General features: G+C 62.9%; 18 protein-coding genes. 13 read left to right on the forward strand and 5 right to left on the reverse strand.

Annotated features, from left to right (window positions below):
* Positions 1 to 459: 459 nt before the first annotated feature.
* Positions 460 to 3183: a response regulator gene (locus PP263_RS02475; RefSeq protein ID WP_308366790.1), complete on the forward strand. Its 2724-nt coding sequence runs from the start codon at positions 460 to 462 to the stop codon at positions 3181 to 3183.
* Positions 3184 to 3377: 194 nt separating this feature from the next.
* On the opposite strand, the gene PP263_RS02480 is transcribed toward PP263_RS02475, so the two are convergent.
* From PP263_RS02480 to PP263_RS02495, 4 genes are all read right to left on the reverse strand, one after another.
* The gene (locus PP263_RS02480; RefSeq protein ID WP_308366791.1) at positions 3378 to 5018 is read right to left on the reverse strand and encodes a glycoside hydrolase family 43 protein; all 1641 of its coding nucleotides are present in this window, start codon (positions 5016 to 5018) and stop codon (positions 3378 to 3380) included.
* Positions 5015 to 6403 (reverse strand): MFS transporter, encoded by a 1389-nt coding sequence (locus PP263_RS02485; RefSeq protein ID WP_308366792.1) that lies wholly within the window; start codon positions 6401 to 6403, stop codon positions 5015 to 5017. The genes PP263_RS02480 and PP263_RS02485 overlap by 4 nt, the downstream gene beginning before the upstream one ends.
* A gap of 412 nt (positions 6404 to 6815) precedes the next feature.
* Positions 6816 to 7892, reverse strand: a complete 1077-nt coding sequence (locus tag PP263_RS02490) for a hypothetical protein (RefSeq protein WP_308366793.1) — start codon at positions 7890 to 7892, stop codon at positions 6816 to 6818.
* The gene (locus PP263_RS02495) at positions 7885 to 9420 is read right to left on the reverse strand and encodes an adenylate/guanylate cyclase domain-containing protein (RefSeq protein ID WP_308366794.1); all 1536 of its coding nucleotides are present in this window, start codon (positions 9418 to 9420) and stop codon (positions 7885 to 7887) included. The genes PP263_RS02490 and PP263_RS02495 overlap by 8 nt, the downstream gene beginning before the upstream one ends.
* Positions 9421 to 9744: 324 nt before the next feature.
* Between PP263_RS02495 and PP263_RS02500 the strand changes: the two genes are divergently transcribed.
* Complete coding sequence (locus PP263_RS02500; protein ID WP_308366795.1) at positions 9745 to 10707, forward strand: hypothetical protein; 963 nt, start codon at positions 9745 to 9747, stop codon at positions 10705 to 10707.
* A 161-nt stretch (positions 10708 to 10868) separates the two neighbouring features.
* The gene (locus PP263_RS02505; RefSeq protein ID WP_308366796.1) at positions 10869 to 12866 is read left to right on the forward strand and encodes an alkaline phosphatase D family protein; all 1998 of its coding nucleotides are present in this window, start codon (positions 10869 to 10871) and stop codon (positions 12864 to 12866) included.
* A 95-nt stretch (positions 12867 to 12961) separates the two neighbouring features.
* On the opposite strand, the gene PP263_RS02510 is transcribed toward PP263_RS02505, so the two are convergent.
* Positions 12962 to 14161 (reverse strand): LysR family transcriptional regulator, encoded by a 1200-nt coding sequence (locus tag PP263_RS02510; RefSeq protein ID WP_308366797.1) that lies wholly within the window; start codon positions 14159 to 14161, stop codon positions 12962 to 12964.
* A 149-nt stretch (positions 14162 to 14310) separates the two neighbouring features.
* Here PP263_RS02510 and PP263_RS02515 point away from each other — a divergent pair, with 149 nt between their 5' ends.
* The 10 genes from PP263_RS02515 (at position 14311) to PP263_RS02560 (ending at position 23771) form a co-directional block, all read left to right on the forward strand.
* Entirely contained in the window at positions 14311 to 15000 is a 690-nt protein-coding gene (locus tag PP263_RS02515) for a 4-carboxy-4-hydroxy-2-oxoadipate aldolase/oxaloacetate decarboxylase (protein ID WP_308366798.1), read from the forward strand.
* 1 nt (position 15001) lies between these two features.
* Positions 15002 to 16111: a 4-oxalomesaconate tautomerase gene (locus tag PP263_RS02520; RefSeq protein WP_308366799.1), complete on the forward strand. Its 1110-nt coding sequence runs from the start codon at positions 15002 to 15004 to the stop codon at positions 16109 to 16111.
* Positions 16108 to 17016 carry a DUF1932 domain-containing protein gene (locus PP263_RS02525; RefSeq protein WP_308366800.1) on the forward strand — a complete coding sequence of 303 codons (909 nt, stop codon included), beginning with the start codon at positions 16108 to 16110 and terminating at the stop codon, positions 17014 to 17016. Before PP263_RS02520 ends, PP263_RS02525 begins: the two co-directional genes overlap by 4 nt.
* A 6-nt stretch (positions 17017 to 17022) precedes the next feature.
* Complete coding sequence (locus PP263_RS02530) at positions 17023 to 18042, forward strand: amidohydrolase family protein (RefSeq protein ID WP_308366801.1); 1020 nt, start codon at positions 17023 to 17025, stop codon at positions 18040 to 18042.
* Between the two features lie 2 nt (positions 18043 to 18044).
* A complete protein-coding gene (locus tag PP263_RS02535) occupies positions 18045 to 18953 on the forward strand; it encodes an amidohydrolase family protein (RefSeq protein ID WP_308366802.1) in 909 nt (302 codons plus the stop codon).
* A gap of 23 nt (positions 18954 to 18976) precedes the next feature.
* Positions 18977 to 19372, forward strand: a complete 396-nt coding sequence (gene ligA / locus PP263_RS02540; protein ID WP_308366803.1) for a protocatechuate 4,5-dioxygenase subunit alpha — start codon at positions 18977 to 18979, stop codon at positions 19370 to 19372.
* 4 nt (positions 19373 to 19376) lie between these two features.
* Complete coding sequence (locus PP263_RS02545) at positions 19377 to 20216, forward strand: class III extradiol dioxygenase subunit beta (RefSeq protein ID WP_308366804.1); 840 nt, start codon at positions 19377 to 19379, stop codon at positions 20214 to 20216.
* A gap of 34 nt (positions 20217 to 20250) precedes the next feature.
* Positions 20251 to 21201, forward strand: coding sequence for a Gfo/Idh/MocA family oxidoreductase (locus PP263_RS02550; protein WP_308366805.1), 951 nt, complete (start codon positions 20251 to 20253; stop codon positions 21199 to 21201).
* Between the two features lie 21 nt (positions 21202 to 21222).
* Complete coding sequence (locus tag PP263_RS02555) at positions 21223 to 22209, forward strand: aldo/keto reductase (protein WP_308366806.1); 987 nt, start codon at positions 21223 to 21225, stop codon at positions 22207 to 22209.
* Between the two features lie 164 nt (positions 22210 to 22373).
* On the forward strand, positions 22374 to 23771 hold the full coding sequence (locus PP263_RS02560; RefSeq protein ID WP_308366807.1) for an aldehyde dehydrogenase: 1398 nt from the start codon (positions 22374 to 22376) through the stop codon (positions 23769 to 23771).
* The last annotated feature ends 37 nt before the right edge of the window (positions 23772 to 23808 follow it).

A 23808-nucleotide genomic window follows, 5' to 3' on the forward strand; every position in this document is an offset into this window, starting at 1 on the left:
TTCCGTGCCCGACTGGATCAGATGACCCGCGCCATCCGCTGGCGGTGCTGGCCACGCGGATGTCGTGGGTGAGGCCACGGTGCCATGTGATGCAACGTAGATCGGGCATTTCCGCCGCGCGCTCGGCGAGGCTGGGAAGGAATGAGATGCTCAAGGCCACGATCGATGCGGCGGTGCGGTCTGCCGAGTTCGAGCGGGTGATCGTGGGCGCCATGCAAGAGAAGGCGATCGCCTATCCGACGGACAGCCGGCTGCGGGTGATTGCGCGCCACCGGGTGGTCAAGGCGGTGCGGAGTTACACTAGGTTATACTGCTTGAAGGGACGCTACCCGCCGCTTGCCTTACGCTCTTGCGAGTCACGGGCTACCTCTCAACCTCTTTCCACCTGCCCCCTACTGCCAGGAGCTCAGAAGAGGCGACGACTATCCTGACACAGGAGGGACAGCGGGAACCAATCCGATGGACAGCCCGTCGGAAGTCGGAGGACATATTAAAGATATGCGGGTTGGGGAGGCACTGCGGGCATTCTACACGCGGGTGCGTAGCCAGGTCGGCCTGCGCATATTCGCCAGCGTCCTGCTGTTCAGCTTCGCGGTCACCCTGACGCTCACCGCCATCCAGCTCTACCTCGAGTATCGGCGCGGCGTCGATGCGATCGACAGCCAGCTCGTGCAGATCGAATACGGCTATCTCGGCAGCCTGCGCGAAGGCCTGTGGCGACTCGACGAGGGGTACCTGCAGGCCCAAGTGGATGGCATCGTCCGGCTGCCGCACATCCGTGCCGTCGAAATCCGCGAAATCGCAGACAGGGCTCCTCTGGTCGTGACCGCGGGCCAGCGGGCGAGCCATGGGGCCGTGGCGAAGGAATTTCCCATCTTCTATTCCGTCCGGGGAACAGAGCAGCGGATCGGCACCCTCTATGTCGAGGCGACCCTGACCGAGCTGTACCGGGAGTTGCGCCGCACCGCCCTGGTCATCCTGCTCAACGAGGGCCTGAAGACCTTCCTGGTCTCCGCCTTCATCCTCTACATCGTCCACCGCCTCGTCACCCGTCACCTGACGACCCTGGCGCGGTTCGTCCAAGGTTACGACCTCCGTAACCCGCCGCCGCCGCTGCGGCTGTCGCGTGGTCCCCAGGAGGCGGAGGACGAGCTCGGCCAGGTGGCCGCCGCTTTCAATACCATGTGCGCAAACCTGCAGCGGGCCTATACCGATCTGCGCGAGCGGGAAGCGCGCATCCAGCGGCTGGTGGACTCCAATATCATCGGGGTGTTCTTCTGGACCCTGGCCGGTGAGGTCACCGCCGCCAACGATGCCATGCTCCGCATGATCGGCTACGACCGCCAGGCGTTGCGCTCGGGCCGGATCCAATGGGCCGAGCTGACTCCGCCGGAGCACGAGGCGGCCGATGCCCGGGCCATGGAAGAGCTCCGGGCCGGGGGGGCCTGTCAGCCGTACGAGAAGGAATTTCTCCGCCGGGACGGCAGCCGGGTGCCGGTCCTCATCGGCGCCGCGCTGTTCGAGGGCTCGCGGGACGAGGGCGTCGCCTTCGTGCTCGATCTGACCGAGCGCCGGCGGGCCGAGGCCGAACGCGCCGCGCGCCAGAGCGCCGAGGCGGCCAACGCCGCCAAGAGCGCGTTCCTGGCCAGCATGAGCCATGACCTGCGCACGCCCATGTTCGGCGTGCTCGGGTTCACCGATCTGCTCAGGGAAACCAACCTCGACCCGATCCAGCGTGAGTACGTGCGGCTTGTGGACCAGTCCGCGAGCTCCCTGCTGGGGTTGCTCAACGACGTCCTTGACTTCTCGAAGATCGAGGCTGGTGAGCTGATCTTGGAGCAAGGCACCCTCCGCCTCGACGACGTGCTGGGGGAGTCCATGCATTCCCACGCGGCGCCTGCGGCGGACAAGAGTCTGGAGCTCGCCTACCACCTGCCTCCCGAACTGGCGGATCTGACGGTCGAGGGCGACCGGCTCCGCCTTCGTCAGGTCATCGACAACCTGGTGAGCAATGCGGTCAAGTTCACGGACGAGGGGCACGTCGCGGTGGACGTCTCAGCCGTCTCCCGCGCCGACTCGGAGGTGGTACTCCGGTTCGAGGTGGAGGACACGGGCATCGGCATCCCGAAGGAGCAGCGGGCCGAGATCTTCGAGGCTTTCCAGCAGCTCAAGCCTCCCGCGGCCCGCCAGGGCGTGGGGCTGGGCCTGGCCATCGCAGCGAGGCTGGTGGAGCGGATGGGGGGGGAGATAGGCGTCCAGAGCGAGCCGGGCCGTGGCAGCACCTTCTGGTTTACCGCCCGTCTGGGGGTCGCAGGCGAGGTGTCGCGTTTCAGGGCGTCGCGGGACCTCCTGCAAGGCCGCCGGGTACTTGTGGTGGATGACTACCCCCTCAATCTGCGCATCCTCACCGAGATCGTCGAGAGCTGGGAGATGGAGCCCGCCGCGGTGGGCTCGGGTCCCATGGCCCTGGAGGAGCTGCGGCGGGCCGTCGGGGCGGGCGCGCCCTACGACCTGGTGCTGCTCGATCAGGTGATGCCCGAGATGTCGGGGCTGGAGGTTGCCGAGCGGATCCGCGGGGACGACGCCCTGCGGGATCTGCCCATCGTCCTCCTCTCCTCGGCGGCGGCGGGACTGGTCGAGCCCGGGCGCCTCCGGTCCGCCCGGATCTCACACTCCTTGCCCAAGCCCGTCTCGCAGCTTGAGCTGTGGACGGCCGTCGTCGAGGTTCTGGGCGCCCCCACGGAGAAGGCCCCGTCCAAGGACCGGCCCGGCGCCGTCAGCACCCGCCGGGTGCTGCTCGCGGAGGATTCGCCGGTGAACCAGGCGCTGGTCATCCGCCTCCTGGAGAAGCGCGGCCACGATGTCACGCTCGCGCGCAACGGCCGGGAGGCGGTCGAGGCCTTCGAGCCGGGCCGGTTTGATATCCTGCTCATGGATGTCGAGATGCCAGAGATGGACGGTTTAGACGCCACCCGAGCCATCCGTGCCGCCGAGCGGGAGTCAGGCACCCACGTTCCCATCATCGCCATGACCGCCCATGCCATGAAGGGCGATCGAGAGAAATGTCTCGAGGCCGGCATGGACGACTACCTCACCAAGCCGGCCCGGGCCGAAGACCTCTACGCCGTGGTAGAGGGCACTGGGCCAGAGCAAGCGTCGAATGCACCCACCCGGCGGAGCTAGACGTGGAAGTATGGGGCCCGGCGCTGGACCAAGACCGGTCAGCAAAATCCCCGGCAGATCACTCTGCCGAGTCCCGGGAGAGAGGTGTCCTTTCCTTCCTCCTTATTTAGTAATTGCGGAGAAGGAACTCGATAAGACGCCTTAAATTTAGACGTAACTCTGGAAATTGAACCGGAGCATTCCGATGCGGCATTTTACCGTGGCTCGATCCGGTCCGGTTCCCGCTCCAGGTACTCAAAAAACTCGAAGTCCGCCGCCCGTCGACGACCGGAGGTATCCTGGCAGGCCATTCCGACAAAGGCGCCGGTAAAACTCTTGCCCTCGCCGCGGCCGGCCTCATCGGAAATCAGCGAATAGTCCAGGCAGACATCTATACGCTGCCAGTTTTTCCCGTCCAGAGACCAGGAGAAAAAGAGTTTTTCAAAGTCCACCTCGGCGCGCAGATAGAGGGCGCAACCCCGCGGCAGGGGGATTTCCTTAACGCTCTCGTGCGGATAATTCAGATTCCACTGCTGCTGCCCCTCACAACTCAAAATGGCGAGATACCTCTGGCCGGCGTCGTTGCAGCTGGCAAAAAGATAGTGGAACTTGTGCGCGTTGTAATAGCAGATCAGGCCCGCCGCCTGTTGGGAATTGTCCGGCTCGAATTCCATTCTGGTGGTGGCGGTGAAGCGGAAGGCCTGTTGCCGTCGTGCCACCAGCGCCTGTTTGAACCAGGAGCCGATGGACTCGTGCCCGTATAGGCGCAGGTAACCGGGCCTGTCTTTCAATGAGAACAGAGTTTCTTCCCAAGGGATGCGCAGCCACTGAAAATCCAGCGGCAGCCTGTCGCAATCGAATGTGGTTCTGGGCGGGGATTCGGGCCAGGGGTGCGGTGGCAGGTCCGGCACATCCGTTTCGAGATCCGGCCTGTTGCCGCCGTTGTCGAGGCGCAGCCAGCCGTCCTTGCTCCAATAAGCTTTTTGTATCGCGGTTTCCCGGCCGAGGGGACAGCGGCGCTGGCCGGAGTTGCCGTGCAGGGACAGGGGGCGACCGCACAGGTGCACAATATAAATTTCGCCCCGCGGTGTTTCCACCCAGTCGCCGTGGCCGGAGCGCTGCAGTGACAGTTGCGGATCATCCTTCGATGTCACGATATGTTTTATCGGGTCCACCTCGTAGGGGCCGGTGATTTTTTTCGAGCGCGCCATGGTGATGGCGTGGTCGTAGCCGGTGCCGCCCTCTGCGGTCATCAGGTAGTAGTAGCCGTTGCGCCGGTAGAGGTGCGGTGCCTCGGTCAGGCGCAGCTCTGTGCCTTTGAAAATATTGGTGATGGGGCCGATCAATTGCTTTTCTTTCGGGCAGTATTCCTGCAGCAGTATGCCGTTGAAGGAGTGGCGGCCCGGGCGGATATCCCACTGCATATTCACCAGCCACTTGCGGCCGTCGTCGTCGTGGAACAGGGAGGCGTCGAAACCGCTGCTATTCAGGGGCACCGGGTCGGACCAGCGGCCGTCCACGGTGGCGCAGGTGGTGAGATAGTTGTGGCTGTCCTTGAAGGAGCCCTCGTGGCGTTTTACATCGGTGTACACCAGCCAGAAAAGGCCGTCGCTGTAGGTCAGGCAGGGCGCCCAGATGCCGCCGGAATCCGGATTGCCGCGCATATCCAGCAATTCGGCGCGGTCCAGGGGGCGCGCGGTCAAGCGCCAGTGCACCAGGTCGCGGGAGTGGTGGATCTGTACTCCCGGATACCACTCGAAGGTGGAAGTGGCGATGTAGAAATCATCGCCGACGCGCACTATGGAGGGATCCGGATTGAAGCCGGGCAGAATCGGATTTCTGATTTTGCTGTTCATGGCGTACTTGAAGATGGAACGGGTTGGGACGAATCGCCGGCGGGGAGATACTCCTGCCAACCGCGGGTCAGTTTGTAGAAGTGCAGGCAGCCGATCACGAGTGCTCCCGCGATCACGGAACTGCCGGCAAAGGCGAAGACAATGCCGAACAGTGCCTGCTCTGTCTGCTCCACATTGGCCTGGTAGCCGAAGAAGGCCAGCACCCAGCCGGTAAGGCCGCCGCCGATGGAGTTGCCCACTTTGAGCGCGAACAGGTGGCCGGCAAAAAACATGGCCATGGCGCCCCTGCCTGTCGTTTTCAATCCGTAATCCACGGTATCGGGCACGGTGGAAAACAGCAGGGGCACGAACATCATATGGAAGTAGTTGGACAACATGGTCAGGGACAAGGCCGGCAGCACCCATTCCCGAGGCACCAGAAACAGAAGCGCGTTCAGGGTGATAGTGCCGCACAGGGCTAGCTTCATCACTTTTACCTTGCACCATCTCTTCACCAGCCAGCCGGCGGTGAGGGCGCCGGCGACACCGGCGAGCATGGTCAGTCCCATAAACATCGACAGCAGGTTAGTGGTATCGGCGAAGAAGCCGCTCATGGTGTTGACCAGATAGTAATCGACAAAATAGGGCTTGGCCGCGCTCTGCATGGCGCCGCGGATCATGATGATCAAGGTGGCCAGGGCGATGAGCAGCCATTGGGAATTGCTGAACATGGCCTTCAGGTCGGCGGCGGGGCTGGCCTTCGACGCGCCCTCGTCCGGCTGTAGGCGCTCTCTGGTCAGCGAAAAACAGCCGAGGAAACAGAGTACGGCGATAACCGCCATTACCGCCATGGCCAGGGGGAAACCCAATTGCTGGTTGTCCCCGCCCAGCAGCGCCGCCAGCGGGAAAATGGAAGTGGTCACCAGGAAGCCGCCCACCATGGCCATGGCGAAGCGGTAAGTCTGCAGGTTGGCGCGCTCTTCGCTGTCCGCCGTCATCACGCCTCCCAAGGCCGAGTAGGAAATATTGACGGCGGTGTAGGCGCTCATCAGCAAGGCATAGCTGATATAGGCGTAGACCAGCTTGGTGCCGGCATCGGAGCCGGGCGTGACAAAGGCGGCCACGGCGAGCATACCGTAGGGAACGGCCACCCACAGCATCCAGGGCCGGTAGCGACCGTGCCTGGATCTGGTGCGGTCGGCGATGGCGCCCATGATGGGATCGGTTACCGCATCGAACAACCGCACCACCAGCATCAGGGTACCGGCGGCGGCTGCGGTGATGCCGTAGATGTCGGTGTAGAAATAGAGCAGGACGTTGATCACGGCCTGGTAGACGATATTGCTGGCGGTGTCGCCGAGGCCATAGCCCAGCTTCTCCTTCAGGCTGAGGGAGACTCGCTTCATGGGTTTTCCCTTTATTGTTTTTATCGCTCTCATCCACGTTATGGTAGCGCTATCACCTTAAGTTGCACTTACAGGTCCTACCTGTCAAGCATTGCGGCTGGAAGTGTAATGCACCCCGGGAGGCTGTTTGCAGGCGAATGGCGCAGGGGAGAAGCGCGTATTCAATATAGGCATCGAGATATGCTGCGCATGTGGCAGTGCTGTCAAGGTCCTCAGGTGATCGGGAAGGAAGGGGTGTAAATGGAGAAAAAACGGGCAGGTTCTCAGGCGATTATTGTCACCCGGATGCCAAAAAATCTCCGAACTGGTTGAAAAGGTCACCAACCGCATTATCAACGGGATAGAGTATATCTCCCGCGTGACCTGCGACCTGTCCAGCAAGTTGCCGGTTACATCGAGTGGGAGTAGGGCACTAAAATTCGGCGCTGGGCGATACCGACAGGGCCCGCAGGTTATGCAGCACTTTTTCGGCCCGGGCGATGTTGGTCAGCAATTCGTCGTTGTCCGGGTCCAAGGTTTTGGCTTCGCGCCAGACGTCCAGGGCCCGGTCGATATCGCCCTGGCTGTATAAATCATTGCCCCGCTTGATCGCCGTTTCGATCCGGACGTTTAACTGGGTCCGGAACTGCGATTGCAGGGGCGACAGTTGCGGATGCCGCGGTGACCGTTGCTGTAGCCGGTTCAGATGTTGTCGCGCGCCGAGCAGATCGCCGGCATCCAGCGCCTGCTGCAATGCCTTGACAGCCCCGTTGTCAAAGGAGGCCTTGGCCGGTTGGCGTTTCGCCCGGCGAAGCTGGCGGTCGGCCAGGGCCAGGTCGCGTTCGATGTCGTCCTGCTGATAGTCGTCGCCGTACAAACGCTGTGCAATCTGCAAACCGCGGCGGGCCAGCGAATAGTCCCGCCGTTCCAATGCCCGCTGCGCATAATGCTGCAGCTCTTTGGCCGATTTACGGCATTTGCGGTGATAACTGTTCAGTTCCAGCCAGGTCAGCGGGCCGGGGCCTTTGACTTGCCGCAGGCGCTGGTAGGCATCGGCGTCTTTCAGCAATTGCTCGCCGCGATGGATCGCCAGATCCATACGCACCAGCTCTTCGCGCAACTGGCGCCGCTCGGCCAATTGCTGCCGCGCCGAACTCAGTATCTGGCTGTCTGGCAGCGCGCCGGTGGCGCCACGAAAAATTCCGTCGGCGCCGCGCCAGTCGTCCTGCTGCTCCAGCCGGCTCGCGGCACGGATTACGTCACGCTCGAACTGCCGGAGGCCGCTGTGCAATTGTTTGATTTGTTGTTGCTGAACCGGCGTCGCAATATCCAGTTTCTGCAGCCGGTCGAGTTCGGCCGACTGCCGGCGGACCTGTTGCAGCGCGTCGGGCGGAAAACCTTCCAGCGCCTGCTGCTTCATTGGTATAAGGTTGCAGGCCGGCAGCAGCGGCAATAGCAACAGCCATAGCAGCAGCGCTGACCGGCTAGTATGGGACACCACACTAGGCATGGCCGACAGCCCGCCGGCTCTGTTGATTGGCCTGATAGTTCAGCACCTCCTGCAGATTGGCCTGCAGCAGCGGCTGAAATTTGCGATGGATATCCTGCACCGAATAGATCCTCACCGGCGCCGACTTGCCGCGGATCGGCAGGGTCTGCCCGGCCTGCGCGATGACGCGCGACTGCAGAATGTTAAATAGTTCTTCTCGCATAATGATTTGATCCGGCCTGGCCACGGAGCATAACCTGGAAGCGAGGTTGACTGCATCCCCGACCACGGTGTATTCCATGCGGTCGTCGGAGCCCAGGTTGCCGGCCAGCATCATGCCGTAGTTGATGCCGATGCGAAAATGCACCTCGGGCCGGCCGTCGGCGCGGCGCTGCTCGTTTAACTGCGTCGCCAGCCGCTGAATCAATACCGCGCAGCTGACCGCGTTGAATGTGTGCTCGGTATCGTCCTCCAGCACGCCGAACGCCAGCATCGCACAGTCGCCGATAAATTTGTCGACCACCCCGCCATACAACGAACAGGCGCTTGAAATATAAGAGAAATATTCGTTTAACAATTCGGAGACCTGACTCGGCTGCAGCTTTTCCGACATCGCGGTAAAACCGACGATATCGGCGAACAGCACGGTCGCCTCGATCGGCCGGCTACTCAAGCGGATCTCGTCCAGATTGGCCAGTACCTTGTCGGCGACGTTTTTTGATACATAGCGGGAGAAGACCTGCTCCACCTGCGATTTCTTCAACAGCCCGGCCGCCATATTGTTGAAACCCTCGAATAAAAAGCCGATTTCGTCGTTGCGCCGGTCGTCGAGCCGGACCGCCAGGTCGCCGCGGTCGATGGCCCGGGTTGCTTCCATCAGATGGTGGATCGGCAGCGACAGGCGCCGGCTCAGCCAATAGGCCAGCAAGGACGCCAGTAAGGTCATGGCCAGCGTGGCGTAGATAATCGCATCGCGGGCCCTGGCCGCGGCCTGGTCCATCAGCGACGCCGACAAGGTCACCACCGCAGAGCCGACCCGGATGTCCTGGTAGATGGCCGGGGCGATAAAGCTGATCAACCGTTCCGGCGGCCTGTCCGCCGTGCGCCAGAACCAGGGCCGGGATATGACCCCGGATATGACCCCGGTTGAATCGAAAACGGTATTGGCCCGGTCCGGCTGGATACCGGCCGCCGACAGCAATTCGCCGTTATGGGCGTAAATACCGGCGCCGAGGACTTTTTCATCCAGGCCCAGGTTGGTGGTCAGCATGCGCAGGTTCAGGCTGTCCTCCGACAAAATCGGCTCACTGGCGAGTTTCGCCAGTTGCAGCGCCATGGTATGGCCGAAATCATGCAGTTGCGCCCGCATCAGGCGGTTCTGGTTATTGCTGATAAACCAGCCCAGGCTCGTCATCCCCAGCACCAGCAACAGGGTCATGACCAGAGCCAGTTTGAACGCAATCGGGATATGGCCGGGTAAGAACCGATACAGGCTCCTTTGTAACACGCTGATGGCAGGCCGCAGAACGGCTTTGATCTTGGTTTTCAACTGGCGTGCTCTCCATTATTCGTCATGCATAGCCCGGCGAGCGGGAATGGAACTATAACAGCTCTTGGGCGGCGGCAAGACTGCGATACTCTGGTCCTGCCGCCGACACCGGCCGGCGCCCTAAGTCCGGACCGAGCCCGGTGAACGTGTGCAGGTCACCACCACCACTCATCTTCTCTTGGTCTTCCTGCGGCAAGGTTGGGCCCGGTGGCCTTTGAATACGGCACCAAGCGTATGGGGCATGGCCGAGGCGGGCCGGCCCCGCCATTTTATTCCGTGATACCATTGGCAGTCTCTGCCACTCAGTTCACGGGAATCACGCCGATGAAGAATCCGAGTGCCGATATCCGGCGCCTTGAGCGCTTCGACCGGGACACGTCCGAATACACCCTGGCGATCATCACCGATGAGGACCACGCGTCGCGCCTTGAGCTGGAGAATGGCCAGGTCGCCTGGGCCTCCACCTTGCGCCACGACAGACTGTATCGCCACATCGACGGCGCCACCGGCATGGTACGTTACACCCTGGAGGACATTCCGCCGGAACAGGGGGGCGAACACCAGCTGATCAGCCTGCTTGCCGAGGGCGGACGCGGGGCTGAGTTTTCCGAACTGGTTATGTTCGGTGAACGCCTGATGACCTTTGATGATCGCACCGGACTGGTGTGCGAAATCCGCAACGGGAATCAACTGGTCCCACGGCATATCCTGATGGCCGGCTGTGGTGACGAGGTGTTCAAGGGCTTCAAGAGCGAGTGGGCCACCCTCTGGGGGGACCAACTGGTGATCGGCAGCCACGGGAAAAATCCCGCTGAAGAATGGGTCAAGATCCTCGATAGCAATTACGGCCTGGCCAGTGTGGACTGGAGCCAGCGCTACCAGCGCATGCGCGAAGCGCTGGGCGTGGACGGGGACGGCTACGTGATTCACGAGGCGGCGGAGTGGCACCCCTACCGCCGGGAGTGGCTGTTCTTTCCCCGCAAGATTTCCCACGAGCCGTATGACAAACACGCCGACGACCGCTACCGAGGCTCGAACCGGCTGATTGTCGCCAGCGAGGATTTCAGTGATATCCGCATCGTGCCCCTGGGCGAGCCTGTCCCCGGGCGGGGCACCTCCACCTTCAAGATTGTGCCCGGGCATCCCGAGGAGTGTATCGGCCTGAAAAGCGTCGAAATCGGAGACCACACCGAAACCTATTTCTTCGCTTTCAATCTCGATGGGGAAATCCTGCAGGAGGATACCCTGATCGGCCGCTACAAGTGCGAGGGGATTGAAATACTCTAGTCGTCCCGAACCCGAAGACCCCCAACTAAAAAAGAAAACACGGCTCGTTGCAGCCGTTGCATTTCTGCTGTGGGAGGAAAATACCATCGCTAAATGGCGTTTTGAGTTGTACCGGACAGATGAATATTGTCGCGTGTCGGCCACCGGCTCGGGGAGGGGCTGTGAAGTTGCCGCCTGAGTTGGCGCAGAATCGCCATGTGGACGGTGCACTGCCGCCGGTGCTGGCCGGCCCCATCGTCCGGCGGGCTACCGCTGACAGTGTGGCGCTGTGGCTCGTGACTTCGGCGGCGGCGCCCCTGCGCTTTCGTCTGACAGTGGCGGGCTCTTCCCGGGAGCGCCGCCTGCGGGAAGAGGAGGTCCGGGTAATCCCGCTGGGAGAGTGCGCTTTCGTGCACCTGGTCCAGGTCGATTTTGACGAGCCTGTACCCGAAGGTAGCCTGGTGGGCTATGACCTGGGCGTGGTTGCGGCGGGGAAGAAGGGCGGCGACGTCGCCTGGATTCGGGACTGGGCCCCGCACCTCTGCCTGCCCGGCGCCACCCATCCCGATTACGTTTTCAAAAGTCGTCTCGACCGCGTCTTTCACGGTTCCTGCCGGCGCCCCCATCACCCGGCCGGCGACGGCCTGGTCCGGGTCGATGCCGAGGTGGCGGCTGCCGGTGCCGATGTTGACGCGCGCCCGGCGCTGTTGATGCTGACGGGCGACCAGGTCTACGCGGACGATGTCGCCGGGCCCACGCTCCGCGCCATCCACCAGCTTATCGAGCGGCTGGGACTGTTCGAGGAACGGGTGCCGGACGCCGACGTGACCGACAGCAAAGCGCTGCGCGGCGATCCCCGCACTTATTACCACCGCCACCAGCTGCTGCCGGCCACCGAACGCAATGTGGCGCTGATCGAGCGTTTCTTCGGCGGCGCCCGCAAACCGGTTTTTTCCTCAGCCAACGCCCGCAACCACCTGATTTCCCTGGCGGAGGTCACGGCCATGTATCTGCTGGCCTGGTCGCCGGTCTGCTGGCGCCTGGTCGACCGGCAGCCTCCGGCCCTGGCCGCCGGAGACGCCGAACTCTACCGGCAGGAGCAGGCGCACATCGACCGCTTCGTCGACGAACTGCCCAGCGCCGCCAGAGCGCTGGCCCACATTCCCACGTATATGATCTTTGACGATCACGATGTCACCGACGACTGGAACCTGTCCGCCCTCTGGGAAACCACCGTCTATGAGCATCCTTTCTCGCGGCGGATCGTCGGCAACGCGCTGATCGGCTATCTGCTCGGCCAGGGGTGGGGCAATGACCCGGCGGCCTTTGGCGAACTTATGCCGCTGGTTACGGACCTGGTGCGGGATGTCGACGGGAATGGATTTCTACCGGATGCCGTCCAGGACACACTGATCGACGAGTTGCTGCGCTTCGGTCAATGGCATTACCGCCTGCCGACATCGCCGCCGGTGGTGGTGCTGGACACCCGCACCCACCGCTGGCGCAGCGAGGTCTCTCCGGCCCGCCCCTCCGGGTTGATGGACTGGGAAGCGCTGACGGAATTCCAGCAGTCGGTGATGGGGGAGAAGGCCGTGATCGTGGTATCCCCGGCGCCGATGTTCGGGGTCAAGCTGATAGAGACGCTGCAGCAGCTGTTCACATTGATTGGCCGGCCGCTCACGGTAGATGCGGAAAACTGGATGGCCCACCGCGGCGCGGCCAGTGTGCTGCTGAATATCTTCAGCCATTCCAGAACACCGGAGACCTTCGTTATCCTCTCCGGCGACGTGCATTACTCCTTTGCCTACGACGTTCGCCTGCGCCACCGCTCCGCCAGCTCAAGGATCTGGCAGATCACCAGCAGCGGTATCAAAAACGAATTCCCCCAGCAGCTGCTCGAAATTCTGGATCGCCTCAACCGCTGGCTGTACGCGTCGCGCTCACCGCTGAACTGGCTTACCAAGCGCCGCCGGATGCGGATCACTCCGAGTCTGCCGGCGGGGCGGGAAGCGGGAGAGCGGCTGTGGAATCAGTCGGGGATCGGTCTGGTCGAACTGGATGAGCACGGGGCGCCGATCGCTATCCACCAACTGAACGCCACTGGCGGTGGCACGCGTTTCCAGGCGAAAGATCAACTCGAAGAGCCGGATAAAATCGAGCCCAGCCGCGCCGGCTACTGAGACTGTCACAGAGATTTTTGATCGCCTCAGGCCGGTGAGGCACGATACGACGCCTCGCCAAGTGTTTGACAGCGGTGTTTCGGATAGCGCGGTTGTCAGTCGCGCTGAGTCGAGAAATCGCGAAGCAATTCGATAAACCTCGCCTGCACAGCGGTGGGTTTCCAGTCGTTGCGCGTGGTAATGCCAATGGCGCGAGTGGTGCCCGCCAGAGGGGTCGGCATCACCGCCAGCAGCCCGGCTTGCACATCCACTTCCACCTGTCGCGCGGGTAACAGTGCGGCCCGATCGGTAGCCTGTAGCAGGCTCCGGATAGCGACCAGCGAGCTGCACTCGATCACATGCTCCGGTGGTGTTAGCTTCTCGCGCTGGAAAAAGCGGCTGAAAGCTTTCCGGGCGGGGGTCCGCTCACGGGGGGCAATCCAGTCCAGTCGACTCAGTTCCCTGGCGCTGGCCCGCCGTTTCGCCAGCAGGGGGTGGCCGGGCCGCACCACGATGTACAGGGGGTCGTCGAACAGAACCTCCTGCCGGATATCCGGGCTGGGCAGGGGGTGGCGCAAGGCGCCCACGATCATGTGGATCTGGGCATGTAGCAATGCGTGGAGTTGTTCATCGTAGGGGCCGTCAACAATTTTTACCCGCGTTTCAGGGTAAACCTGCAATAAGCGGGAGACTGCCTGGGGCACCATGCGTGTTCGGGCCAGGGGCAGGCTGCCCACTGCCAGGCTGGCGACCAACTTGTCCCCGGTGAGTGAGCGCACCTCGTCAAAACCCTGCCGTATTTCATCGAAGGCCAGGTTGGCGTAACGGGCCATCTGCCGTGCCCGCCAGGTGGGCTCGACACCGAAGGGTGAGCGGCGAAACAGCTCCTGGCCGCTGACGGTTTCCAGCTCCCGCGCCGCGCGCTGTACGCTGGGCTGGCTCAGGCCCAACTGGTTGGCGGCGTGACTAAAACTGCCGGTGTTCACCACGGTGATCAGTGCGCGCAGTTGTGTTGCGGTCAGCAAGCGCCGTAATCCCTGTTGGCCGCCGCGCCCGCTAGCCTCGCGTTCCAATTGTTTCAGCCAGGCCAGGCCGCGCTCGACGCGTTCCAGGTAGACCCTGCCCGCCGCCGTTGGGAATACGCCGGAAGTGGTGCGATTAAACAGTTCGGCCCCCAGCATCCGTTCAATGCCGGACAGGCCCTGGGTCACGGCGGACTGGGAAAGGTGCACGGAGCGAGCCGCCGAGCTGATACTGCCGCTGTGGCCCGCCTCGGCGAGGGCAGCCAGATGCCGCAGGTTGGGAACAGTGTCCATGGTCACTCCTTGTCGGGAACGCCATTATAGAAAAATCTAATGGGGTATGACAGTAATCGGACATAGCATTTCAAGCGCTTTGGATAATAATGAGCAGCGTCCGATTTGCAGTTTTTAGTAACTGTTCATATCAAACAAGAGGAGGCTGAATGGGCGTCTGTGTAACCAATATTGAGCGCGTCCCCGAGGATATCGCGGCGCAATATGCCGGCGCCGAAACCGCAACCGTACACGAGGCGCAGGGTCGCAGGGGGCTGATGGCTTCATATATGCGCCCTATCTACCGCCCCGCGAAAATCGCCGGCCCCGCGGTGACCTGTGAGGTGGCTCCGGGAGACAACTGGATGATCCATGTGGCGGTGGAACAGTGCCGGCCGGGGGATGTGCTGGTGGTTTCGCCCTTCAGCCCCTGCGAGGACGGTTACTTCGGCGACCTGTTGGCGACATCCCTGAAGGCGCGGGGTGTAGTGGGCCTGGTGATCGATGCCGGCGTGCGGGACATCGCCACCCTGACCGAAATGGGTTTTCCTGTCTGGTCGCGGGCGGTGTTCTGCCAGGGCACCGTCAAGGAGACCGTGGGTAACGTCAACATCCCCGTGGTTTGCGCCGGCGCGCTGGTCAATCCCGGCGATCTGGTGGTGGCGGATGACGACGGCGTGGTGGTGGTGCCCCGGCAGGGCGCCGCGGAAGCGGCGGAGAAAATACGCAAGCGCCTGATCAACGAGGAAGAAAAGCGCAAGCGGCTCGCCGCCGGCGAGTTGGGCCTGGACATCTACAACATGCGCGAACGCCTGGCCGAGAAGGGGCTGCGTTACGTGGAATCCCTGGAGGATCTGTAAGTTGCAAGCCGCGATTCCCTGTTCGGTGATGCGGGGGGGCACTTCCAAAGGGCTCTATTTCCGCGCTTCCGATTTACCTGCCGAGCCCTCCGCCCGCGACCGTCTGTTGCTGGCGGTCATGGGCTCCCCCGATGCACGCCAGATCGACGGCATGGGTGGGGCGCATCCGTTGACCAGTAAAGTGGCCGTGGTCGGTCCCTCCCGGCGCGACGATGCCGACGTGGATTACCTGTTCCTGCAGGTGGTGGTGGAGCGCGCGGAGGTCAGTGACGGACAGAACTGCGGCAATATTCTGGCCGGCGTCGGTCCCTTTGCCATAGAGCAGGGCATGGTGCCGGCGGGGGACGAATTTACCGACGTTCGCATCCATATGGTCAATACCGGTGCCCTGGCCATCGCCCGGGTGGAAACCCCCGGTGGAGAGGTCCGGTACCAGGGCGATGCCCGCATCGACGGCGTTCCCGGCAGCGCGGCGCCGGTACTGCTCGATTTTCTCGATATCGCGGGTTCCAGTTGCGGCGCCATGCTGCCGACCGGCAACGCGGTGGACAGCGTCGAAGGCGTGGCGGTGACCTGCATCGACAACGGTATGCCGGTCGTGCTGATGCGGGCGGCGGACTTCGGTATCAGCGGTGCGGAAACTCCCGCCGAGCTCGAGGCCAACGCGGATTTGAAGCGGCGCCTGGAGACCATACGGCTTGCCCTGGGCGAGCCTATGCAGCTCGGCGATGTATCGGACAAAACCGTACCCAAGATGTGCCTGGTTTCGCCGGCCCGGAACGGTGGTGCTGTCTCCACCCGGACCTTCATCCCCCACCGGGTGCACGAGGCCATTGGCGTGCTCGGCTCGGTCAGCGTGGCCACCGGCTGCCTGCTGCCCGGATCGGTGGCGCAACAGGTCAGTGGACTCACGCCACAGGATGGCGCCACGCGGATGGATATCGAACACCCCACCGGGTTCTTTACGGTGGAAATGGACGTGGCCGGCAGCGGCGCGGTATCCGGTTTTCAGGTGCGGCGGGCCGCCCTGTTGCGCACTGCCCGCCTGCTGATGCGCGGCGAGGTCATGGTGCCTGGCGCGGCGGTGGATGCGGAGATAAAAACGGTATGAGTGCGATTCGACAGGTGGCCCTGCTGGGGCTGGGTGAAGTGGGAGGCATCCTGGCGCGGGATCTGTTGGTCCGGGGTGGTACCGCCCTGCGGCTCTGGGATCGGCAGTTTGACAACCCCGGGTCGGCGCCCAGCCGTACACGGGATGCACTGCTGGCGCGGGATGGAGTGAGCGCGGCACGCAGCGCGGGGGAAGCGGCGGCCGGCTGCGAGCTGGTTATCTCCGCCGTGACCGCCGACCAGGACCTGGCCGCCGCGGCGTCGGTGCTGCCGGGCCTGCCTCAGGGCTGCTGGTTTCTCGATCTCAATTCGGTGGCGCCCTCGACCAAGCGCAGCGCGGCCGATCTGGTCGACGCCGCCGGTGGCCGCTACGTGGAAGCGTCCGTTATGTCCCCCATCGGCCCGCGCCGCATTTGCTCGCCCATTCTCCTGGCCGGGCCGCACGCGGAAACCTTCGAACCGCTGGCCCGGCAGTTGGGTTTTGCCGGCGCCAGCTTCTATTCCGCCGAGCCGGGGCGGGCCGCGGCCACCAAAATGTGCCGCAGCGTCATCGTCAAGGGAATGGAAGCGCTGATTTCTGAGTCTCTGCTCGCGGCCCGGCACTACGGCGTGGAGGAGGAGGTTCTCACCTCCCTCAACGATCTGTTCCCACTCCCCGACTGGGCGCAACACGCCCGCTACCTGATTTCCCGCACGCTGGAGCACGGTGTGCGCCGGTCGGAAGAAATGCGCGAGGTGGCGCGGACCGTTGCCGACGCGGGGCTCGATCCCTGGATGAGCCGCGCCTGCGTCGAGCGCCAGGCCTGGGCGCCGGGGTTTGCCGATGCGCTGTCGGAGGAGGAGCTTGTCCCCATGCTGGATCGCATTCGCACCGATTTCACCTCCTCCACGACCAAGGGAGAATAAGGGACCATGATTATCGATTGTCACGGCCACTACACCACCGCCCCCGCGCCCCATCAAGCGTTTCGTGAGGCGCAGCTGGCCGCTTTCGAAGCCGGCAAGCCACTGCCGGAACTGCCGCGGATCAGCGACGACGAGATCCGCGAGAGTATCGAACAGAACCAGCTGCGCCTGCTGCGCGAGCGCGGCGCCGATATGACCATCTTCTCGCCGCGCGCTTCGGCCATGGCCCACCACCTGGGGAACGACGCGGTGTCCCAGCAGTGGACCCGCGCCTGCAACGACCTGATCAAGCGGGTGGTGGATCTCTATCCCGAGACTTTCATCGGCGTCTGCCAGTTACCCCAGTCTCCGGGCGTGTCCATCACTCACTCCATCGCCGAGCTTGAGCGCTGCGTGAACGAACTGGGTTTCGTGGGCTGTAACCTGAACCCCGATCCCTCCGGCGGACACTGGACTTCGGCGCCGCTCACCGACAGGAGCTGGTATCCGTTCTTCGAAAAAATGGTGGAACTGGACGTGCCGGCGATGATCCACGTGTCCGGCTCCTGCAATCATAATTTCCACGCCACCGGCGCCCACTATATCAATGCGGACACCACCGCCTTTATGCAGTTTATCCAGGGGGACCTGTTCAGGGATTTCCCGGACCTGCGTTTCGTCATTCCCCATGGCGGCGGCGCCGTGCCTTACCACTGGGGACGCTACCGCGGCCTGGCGGACATGCTGAAACAACCTCCGCTGGATGAACACGTGATGAAAAACGTGTTCTTTGATACCTGCGTGTACCACCAGCCGGGCATCAATCTGTTGTTCGAGGTGATCGATATCGACAACATCCTGTTCGGTTCGGAAATGGTGGGGGCCGTGCGCGGTATCGACCCGCAGACGGGCAATTATTTCGATGATACCAAGCGCTACCTGGACAACTTGAATCTCAGCGAAGAGCAGCGCTACCAGGTCTTCGAAGGCAACGCGCGCAGGGTTTACCCGCGGCTGGACAAGGCGCTGAAAGCGCGGGGGGTATAAACGTGAGCGAAACAAACACAGCGCCTTCGCCCTTTACCATGGACGCCGACTGGCTGCCGTTCCACCCGTCGCCGAGCAAGCCGCGGTTTGTACCGCCCCCGGGCGCGGTGGATGCCCACTGCCATGTATTCGGCCCGGGCGCCCGGTTTCCGTTTGCGCCGGAGCGCAAGTACACACCCTGTGACGCCTCGAAGGAGCAGCTCTGGGCACTGCGGGACCACCTGGGCTTCAGCCGCAACGTTATCGTACAGGCCACCTGCCACGGCGCCGACAACCGCGCCCTGGTGGATGCCCTCGAGCACTCGAACGGTCTGGCGCGGGGCGTGGCGACGGTGGGGAACGATATCACTGACGAAGAGCTGGCCGGGCTCCATGCCGCCGGTGTGCGCGGTGTGCGTTTCAACTTCGTCAAACGCCTGGTGAACGCCTTGCCTTTCGATGTGCTGGAGAATATCGCGCAGAAGATCAAACCGCTGGGCTGGCACATTGTTATCTATTTCGAGGCCCGGGAGCTTCCGGAGTTGTACGATTTTTTCACCGCGCTGCCGACGACCGTGGTGGTGGACCATATGGGCCGGCCGGATGTCAGCAAGCCCGTGGACGGCCCCGAGTTTGAACTGTTCGTCAAGCTGCTGCGGGAAAACCCGAACTTCTGGTCCAAGGTCAGTTGCCCGGAACGGCTGTCGCAGCAGGGGCCGCCGGCTTATGCCGATGTGGTGCCCTTTGCGCGGCGCATCGTTGAAACCTTCCCGGACCGGGTGCTGTGGGGCACCGACTGGCCCCATCCGAACATGAAAAGCCATATGCCGGACGACGGCCATCTGGTGGATGTCATTCCCCGAATCGCGCCCACTGAAGCGCTGCGGCACAAGCTGCTGGTGGATAACCCCATGCGCCTCTACTGGAATTGAGAACCGACGACTGAGAGAACCTTATGTCCCTGGACAAACCCTACGCCGATATACCGGGCACCACTGTCTTCGATGCGGACATGGCGCGGGTCGGCTATCACCTGAACCAGTTTTGCATGTCGCTGATGAAGGCGGACAACCGCGAACGATTCAAGGCGGATGAGCGCGCCTACCTGGACGAGTGGTCGATGACGGAAGCGCAGAAGCAGGCGGTGCTGGAGCGCGACTACAACCGCATGATCGACCTCGGCGGCAACATCTATTTTCTCGCCAAGATTTTTTCCACTGACGGTCTCAGTTTCCAGCACGCCGCGGCCACCATGACCGGTATGAGCCAGGAGGAATACGCACAGATGATGTTGTCCGGCGGCCGCTCGCCGGAAGGCAACCGCTACCTGAACGAAACCGCGGGAGAGTAAAACCATGGCCAGAATTACCGCGGGTGTGACCACCTCGCATGTACCGGCGATCGGCGCCGCCATCGATCTCGGCAAAACACAGCAGGAATACTGGGCGCCGCTGTTCAAGGGCTACGAGTATTCCAAACGGTGGATCGAGGAGCAGAAGCCGGACGTGATCCTGCTGGTCTACAACGATCACGCCTCCGCCTTCAGCATGGAACTGATGCCCACTTTCGCGATTGGCACCGGGGAGAAATTCCCGCCCGCGGACGAGGGCTGGGGCCCCCGCCCGGTGCCGGAAGTGGTGGGGCATCCGGAATTGGCCGCACATATTGCCCAGTCCGTGATCCAGCAGGACTTCGACCTGACCCTGGTCAACAGGATGGACGTGGACCACGGGCTGACCGTGCCCCTGTCGTTGATGTTCGGCCAGCCCGGGGCCTGGCCCTGCAAGGTGATCCCCATCGCCGTCAATGTGGTGCTCTATCCGCCGCCCTCGGGGCGCCGCTGTTACGAGCTGGGCAAGGCGCTGCGCCGCGCCGTGGACAGTTTCGACGGCGATCTCAATGTGCAGGTCTGGGGCACCGGCGGCATGAGCCACCAATTACAGGGGCCGCGCGCGGGCCTGATCAACCGCGAGTTCGACAACGATTTTCTCGAGCGCCTGGTAAATGACCCGGAGGGGTTGTCACAAATGCCCCATGTGGAATACATGCGAGAGGCCGGTTCCGAGGGCATCGAACTGGTGATGTGGTTGGTCATGCGCGGCGCCCTCGACGACAGGGTCACCGAGAAACATCGCTTTTACCATGTGCCCGCCTCCAACACCGCGGTGGGGCATTTGATTCTGGAAAACTCTTAAAACCTGGAAACCGATTTCTGCGGGAGTCACAGTTATGAAAATTGCACTGGCCGGTCCCGGCGCCTTTGGCATCAAGCACCTGGATGGCATACGGAATATCGACGGTGTGGAGGTGGTTTCCATCATCGGTCGGGATAAGGAAAAGAACCGCCAGGTGGCGGAAAAATACGGTGTGGCTCACACCACCACGGAGTTGGAAGAGAGCCTGGCCCTGCCGGAAGTGGACGCAGTCATCCTGTGTACGCCGACGCAAATGCACGCCGTGCAGGCCATCCAGTGCATGCGCGCCGGCAAGCACGTGGAGGTGGAAATTCCCCTGGCGGACAGCTGGGCGGATGCGGAAGAGGTACTCAAGGTACAGCGGGAGACCGGCAAGGTCTGCATGGTGGGCCATACCCGCCGCTTCAATCCCTCCCATCAATGGCTGAACAAAAAGCTGCGCGCCGGCGAGCTGCACATCCAGCAGATGGATGTGCAGACCTACTTCTTCCGCCGCAGTAACCTCAATGCCCTGGGCGAACCGCGTTCCTGGACCGACCACCTGCTGTGGCACCACGCCGCCCACACGGTGGACCTGTTCCAGTACCAGACTGGCGACGAGGTGATCGCGGCCAATGCCGTGGAGGGTCCCATCCACCCCGAACTGGGCATTGCCATGGACATGTCCATCCAGCTGAAGACCCGTGCGGGTTCGATCTGTACGCTGTCGTTGTCGTTCAACAACGACGGCCCCCTCGGCACTTTCTTCCGCTACATCTGCGACAAGGGTACCTACATCGCGCGTTACGACGATCTGGTCAACGGCAGGGAAGAGCCCATCGACGTGTCCCGCGTGGACGTGTCCATGAACGGCATCGAGCTGCAGGACCGCGAATTCTTTGCCGCGATCAGGGAAGGGCGCGAGCCCAACGCCAGCGTTGCCAGTGTGCTGCCGTGTTACAAGGTACTCTACGACCTGGAACAGCAGCTGGAAAATGCCAAATAACGAGCCGAAAAGGGGGAAGTGATGCAGCGCCGTATCGCGGACTGGCAGGGGCCCGCCATAGGCCTGGGCTGTATGAACCTGAGTCACGCCTACGGCACGCCGCCGGCTCCGGCGGATGCCGCGGAGCTGCTGTTGCGGGCCCATGAACTGGGCGTGCGTCATTTCGATACCGCGGCCCTGTACGGTTTTGGCAGGAACGAAGAACTGGTCGGCAAGGTGCTCAAACCGCTGCGCGGCGAGATATTCCTCGCCAGCAAGTGCGGTATGACCGGGGTGGACGGTAAGCGGGTGATCGACGGCCGGCCCGAGACACTCACGGCCACGCTTGAGGAAGCCCTGCGGCGCCTGCAGACGGACCATATCGATCTCTACTACCTGCACCGCTGGGACAAATCCGTGCCCATCGAGGACAGCGTCGGCACCATGGCGCGGATGGTGGAGCAGGGCAAAATCGGCGCGATTGGCCTGTCGGAAGTCTCCGCCGATACCCTGCGCAAAGCGCATTCGGTGCACCCCATCGCGGCGGTGCAAACCGAGTACTCCCTGTGGACCCGCAATCCGGAAATTGCATTGCTCGACACCTGCCGGGAACTGGGTGCGGCGCTGGTGGCCTTCAGTCCCCTGGCGCGCGGTTTCCTCGCCGGTTCGGTCACCGATCCGGAGGCGCTGGAGCCCGGGGATATCCGCCGCAATATGCCGCGCTTTCAGTCACCGCACTTCGCGCTCAACTGCCGCTTGCGCGACGATTTCCGGGAGCTGGCCGCGGAGGCGGGCTGCACCATGAGCCAGCTGGCGCTGTGTTGGCTATTGGAGCAGGACCCCTGCGTTATCCCCATTCCCGGTACGCGGTCGCTTGCCCACCTGGAAGAGAATCTCGCCGCTGCCTCTGTCGGGGTCAGCGAGGACATTCTGGTGAAGGCCTCGCAACTGATCGGACCCAATACGGTCAGTGGTCCGCGGTATGGGGCGGCTACCCAGGCGGAAATTGATACCGAGGATTACGTTTGATCCGAAGCGGGGACGAGTCGGGTAGTGGCTTCTTATTCCCAGCTTTTTGGGGGTGCAATATCGTCAAAATTATTGTAATGTCGTATAGCAATATATGAGGCGGGCGTCGTTATCGGCGCCCCGGTGCGATGAGACAGAGGTAATAACAATAAGAGAGGCCGCTCATGAATTTCCAACGTATCAATCCCCTGACCGGGGAGGTCGCCAGCTCTGCCCGGGCGATGTCCATCGAGGAAGCACAGGCTGTTTGTGACACGGCAGGCGCCGCCAGCGCGGAGTGGGCCGCAATGGGCCCCAACGCCCGCCGGGCTGTGCTGGTCAAGGCCGCGGATGCCCTGGAGGCGCGTCGCGGCGACTTTGTCGAGGCCATGATGCAGGAGGTCGGTGCCACCGAGGGTTGGGCCATGTTCAACCTGATGCTGGCCGCGGGGATGGTCCGCGAGGCGGCGGGACTGACCACGCAGATTGCCGGCGAAGTGATTCCCTCCGACAAGCCCGGTTGCGTCGCCATGGCTGTCCGTGAACCGGTGGGGGTGATCCTCGGTATCGCCCCCTGGAATGCGCCCATCATCCTCGGCGTGCGCGCGATTGCCGTGCCCCTGGCCTGCGGCAACAGTGTCATTCTCAAGGCGTCGGAGATCTGCCCTCGCACCCATGAGCTGGTGGTGGAGGCGTTTGCCGAAGCGGGCTTCCCCGAAGGGGTGGTCAACGTGGTTACCAATGCCCCGGAAGATGCCAATGGTGTGGTCGGTGCCCTGATCGATCACCCGGCGGTGAGGCGCATCAATTTCACCGGTTCCACCCGGGTCGGCAGGATTGTCGCCAAACGCGCGGCGGAACATCTCAAGCCCTGCTTATTGGAGCTGGGAGGCAAGGCGCCGCTACTGGTACTGGAGGACGCGGATCTCGATGAGGCGGTGAAAGCCGGGGCTTTCGGCGCCTTTATGAACCAGGGACAGATCTGTATGTCCACCGAGCGCCTGGTGGTCGTGGATGCCGTGGCGGACGAGTTTGTCGGTAGGTTTGCGGAAAAGGCCTGCTCCATGCCGGCGGGGGATCCGGCCAAGGGTGAAACGCCCCTGGGTGCGGTGGTGGACAGGGACACCGTCGACCGCGTCAACGCATTGATCGACGACGCCGTGGCGAAGGGGGCCCGCCTGGTAGCCGGTGGCAAGGCGGAGGGGGTGGTGATGCCGGCCACTGTGCTGGACGGTGTGACCGCCGACATGGACATTTACCGCGACGAGAGCTTTGGCCCGATCGTGGCGATCATCCGCGCCGCGGACGAGGAGGATGCCATTCGCATTGCCAACGACAGTGAGTACGGCCTGTCCGCGGCGGTGTTTACCCGCGACAGCGCAAGGGGCTTGCGGGTCGCGCGCCGTATCCGCTCGGGGATTTGCCATGTGAACGGGCCGACGGTGCACGACGAGCCGCAAATGCCTTTTGGCGGTGTTGGGGCGTCGGGCTACGGGCGCTTCGGTGGCAGGGCGGGTATCGACCAGTTCACTGAGCTGCGCTGGATTACCCTGGAAACCGAGCCGGGGCACTATCCCATCTGAGCCTCCCGGTTCAGCCTGTCACCTGCGGAGTGATTCG

Origin of the sequence: Microbulbifer sp. TB1203 (assembly GCF_030997045.1) — a bacterium.
Classification (GTDB): Bacteria; Pseudomonadota; Gammaproteobacteria; order Pseudomonadales; family Cellvibrionaceae; genus Microbulbifer.